General features: G+C 59.1%; 2 protein-coding genes and 1 pseudogene. 2 read left to right on the top strand and 1 reads right to left on the bottom strand.

Annotated features, from left to right (window positions below; genetic code table 11):
- Positions 1–508, top strand: a 508-nt coding sequence (locus ACZXDY_RS45250; RefSeq protein ID WP_464349932.1) for an adenylate/guanylate cyclase domain-containing protein, incomplete at its 5' end; no start/stop codon positions are given.
- Between the two features lie 548 nt (positions 509–1,056).
- Here the strand turns inward: ACZXDY_RS45250 and ACZXDY_RS45255 are convergent.
- A pseudogene (locus ACZXDY_RS45255) lies at positions 1,057–2,108 on the bottom strand (IS110 family RNA-guided transposase).
- 288 nt (positions 2,109–2,396) lie between these two features.
- Between ACZXDY_RS45255 and ACZXDY_RS45260 the strand changes: the two are divergent.
- Positions 2,397–2,747 carry a potassium channel family protein gene (locus tag ACZXDY_RS45260; RefSeq protein WP_463331715.1) on the top strand — a complete coding sequence of 117 codons (351 nt, stop codon included), beginning with the start codon at positions 2,397–2,399 and terminating at the stop codon, positions 2,745–2,747.
- Positions 2,748–2,886 lie beyond the last annotated feature (139 nt).

Raw genomic sequence — 2,886 nt, forward strand, 5'->3', positions numbered from 1 at the left:
CCGCGATCATGGCGCGGTTGAGTTTGAGCGCGTGCTGTCGACCGTGCTATTCACCGATATCGTTGACTCCACGCGCAGCGCCACTGCGATGGGCGACGCGCGCTGGCTTCGGCTGCTCGACAATCACGATCAGATTGCAAGAGAGATGGTCGGTAAGCACCGCGGCAATCTGGTGAAGAGCACTGGCGATGGCGTTCTAGCAACCTTCGACGGTCCTGGACGAGCGGTGCGCTGCGCGCTCGCCTTTGGCTCGGCGGCGAAACAGATCGGACTCTCCGTTCGCGCCGGCCTGCACACCGGGGAGATTGAAATTAGAGGCAATGACATTGCTGGCATCGCCGTCCACGCGGCCGCGCGCGTGATGTCGCAATGCGTCTCCGATGAAGTTTTGGTTTCGCGCGTCGTCACCGACCTCGTCGCCGGAGCCGGGTTGAAATTCGCCGAACGCGGTTCTTACGAACTCAAAGGACTGCCCGGGAAGTGGGATCTGTTTGCGGCGAGCGGATAGTCATCGAAACCGAAAACCACTTGCGCTCCTTACTAGGCAAAACAGCTGGGTGCCGGAGACGTTAGCTTCTGGCCCATCAGCGAAGTGGCGACACCCCTCATTGAGGTCCGCTTACTGGGGCGGAGCGGGCCAGATTTGCACACTCTGAGCTCTTCGCATTTTGACCCAACTGTATGGACCGGCCGTGCGTTGCAAGCTAAATCTGCAGAGCGGCGGTGACTGGTCTTGCGCTTCTGTATCCGGCCCTCGCGTGGAGCAGATCGCTCTTGGCCATCATGGATATCCGCGCGCGTCCGATCTCATTCTCGGATAGGCCCTCGAAGGCCAGTTGGGTCACCAGATCACGAACGCGACGGCGAGACCGTTCCTCCATCTTCCTCAAATTTAACTCGCAGACCTCGGCGGGTACGACCAAGCGGCTCAACGATTAACTGAAGCCATCCCTTCGGAGCCACCGTCGCTCGCTCGCCTTAATCGGCGAGCGACGGGGGCGGAGAAGGGTGGCGGTCATCCCTTTGGTGAACCAGAGCAAGCTTATACCGCTCATATCATACCGCTGCCGTGCTGAGACGCGTCTCGTATACACGGTGTTCTACAAGCACGCTCCATGCGATGCGGGCCAGCTTGTTAGCTAGAGCTGTAGCCAGCACGTTATGGTGCAACCGTTGAGCCGCGGCGGCAAGCCAAGGTCCAAAGCTGTGCTGCATCCAATTCCTTGGCCGAAGTAGAACGACGCGGGCCGCCTGCAGGAAGAGCATGCGAAGGTAGCGATTGCCGCGTTTGGTGATGCGTCCGAGAATCGTTCGATCACCTGTGGAGATCTGCTTGGGGACCAAACCCAGCCAAGCAGCAAAATCCCGGCCGCGTGTGAAGGCTGCTCCATCAGCGATCGCAGCGACGATGGCTCTCGAGATGATCGGGCCTATGCCCGGTATTGTCATCAAGTGCCGACAGGGTTCCGTGTTCTTGGAGAGCACATCGATCTCATCAGTCACAGCCTCGATGCGATCGTCGAGGCGGCGCCAGTCTTGAGCCAGATCCTCTAGGATGCGAACCATCCGCGGTGACAGGACATCTGTGCGTTGGGCAAGGATGTCCGGCAATGCGTGGCGCAACCAGTGGAGCCGTTGCCTCACCGTGATGCCGTGCTCCACGAGAAAGCAGCGGATCTGATTGATGATCGCGGTTCGTTGTCCCACCAGGCGATAGCGCACGCGATGCAACGCCTGCAGATCGAGCTGCTCATCGGTTTTCGGCGGTACGCACCGCGTCGTGGGGCGTTGCACGGCCTCAGCGACCGCATGCGCATCTCGAAAATCATTCTTGTGGGTCTGCCGGAAAGGCTTGGCGTAGACCGGGGGCACTTGCCTCACGTCGTGGTCGAGGGCGAGCAGATCGCGGGTCACATAGTGCGTTCCCATGCCCGCCTCTATCCCGATCAAGCATGGCGGCATATTCGCCAGCCGCGACACAATTTTGGCGCGCGCTACCTTCTCGCGCAGAACGATTTCTCCTCGGGCATCGAGGCCAACTAGGTGCAGATGTTCTTGCCCGGATCGATACCAATGGTAACGACTGCGGTGTCAAACTTGCGCGGCATGGCGTGGCTCCTTCTCCTGACTGCCCCACAAGTATGCTCGCTAGTTGGGCGGGAGCACGGCCGGTCCATCCCATTCGCAGACATCGCCGCATTTCCCTGCCGCGGAGCAAAAATTGAAGCTCTGCAGCGGATCGAGGCAAAAAATTAGAGCAAGAATCTTGAACCAGAAAAAGACGCTGCCAAGTCAAGGGCAAGAACGTCAGCTTGCAACAGACAGCCGATCAAAGCAGGAATTGCGACCAGTAGAATGGCCCTCTGCAGCGCGCCGTTTACGGAGGTCGCCACGACATGAACCGACCAGCACCGAAAACGTTGCAGCGGCGCTTTTTCGTGGCGCTCGGCCATGCGGTTCACGTGACGTGGCCGGTGTTGTCGGCAATTCTAGCGATTCAGCTTGCCCTGGGCTTGCTGACTGGTTTTGTTGAGGGCTGGTCTTTCGGGGATGCGATCTATTTCACTTTCATTACCGGCCTCACGATTGGTTACGGCGATCTCGTCCCGAGGCAGGCGTTGACGCGCGCACTTGCGATTGGAATTGGGTTTTTTGGGCTCTTTGTCACGGCTCTCATAGCGGCAATTGCGGTCTACGCCATGCACTCAGCGCTCAGCGATGGTGGGAGCGGAGGTGAGCAATCTTAATATCGAGGAGGTGATCGAGTGAGGGGGCTGTTTGCTGCATTGCATGAGTCGGCTTGTGGCCTCGAGCCGAAGTCGCTCGAATTGGTTCGAATGTCCGCAACCGCGGGTAGACCGGACGTGACGTGCGCTAGGCTTAACC

It is taken from the genome of Bradyrhizobium sp. LeoB3 (genome assembly GCF_055456055.1).

Coding starts and splice junctions, on each gene's coding strand:
- ACZXDY_RS45260 (WP_463331715.1), top strand. CDS start 2,397: ATGAACCGACCAGCACCGAAAACGTTGCAGCGGCGCTTTTTCGTGGCG.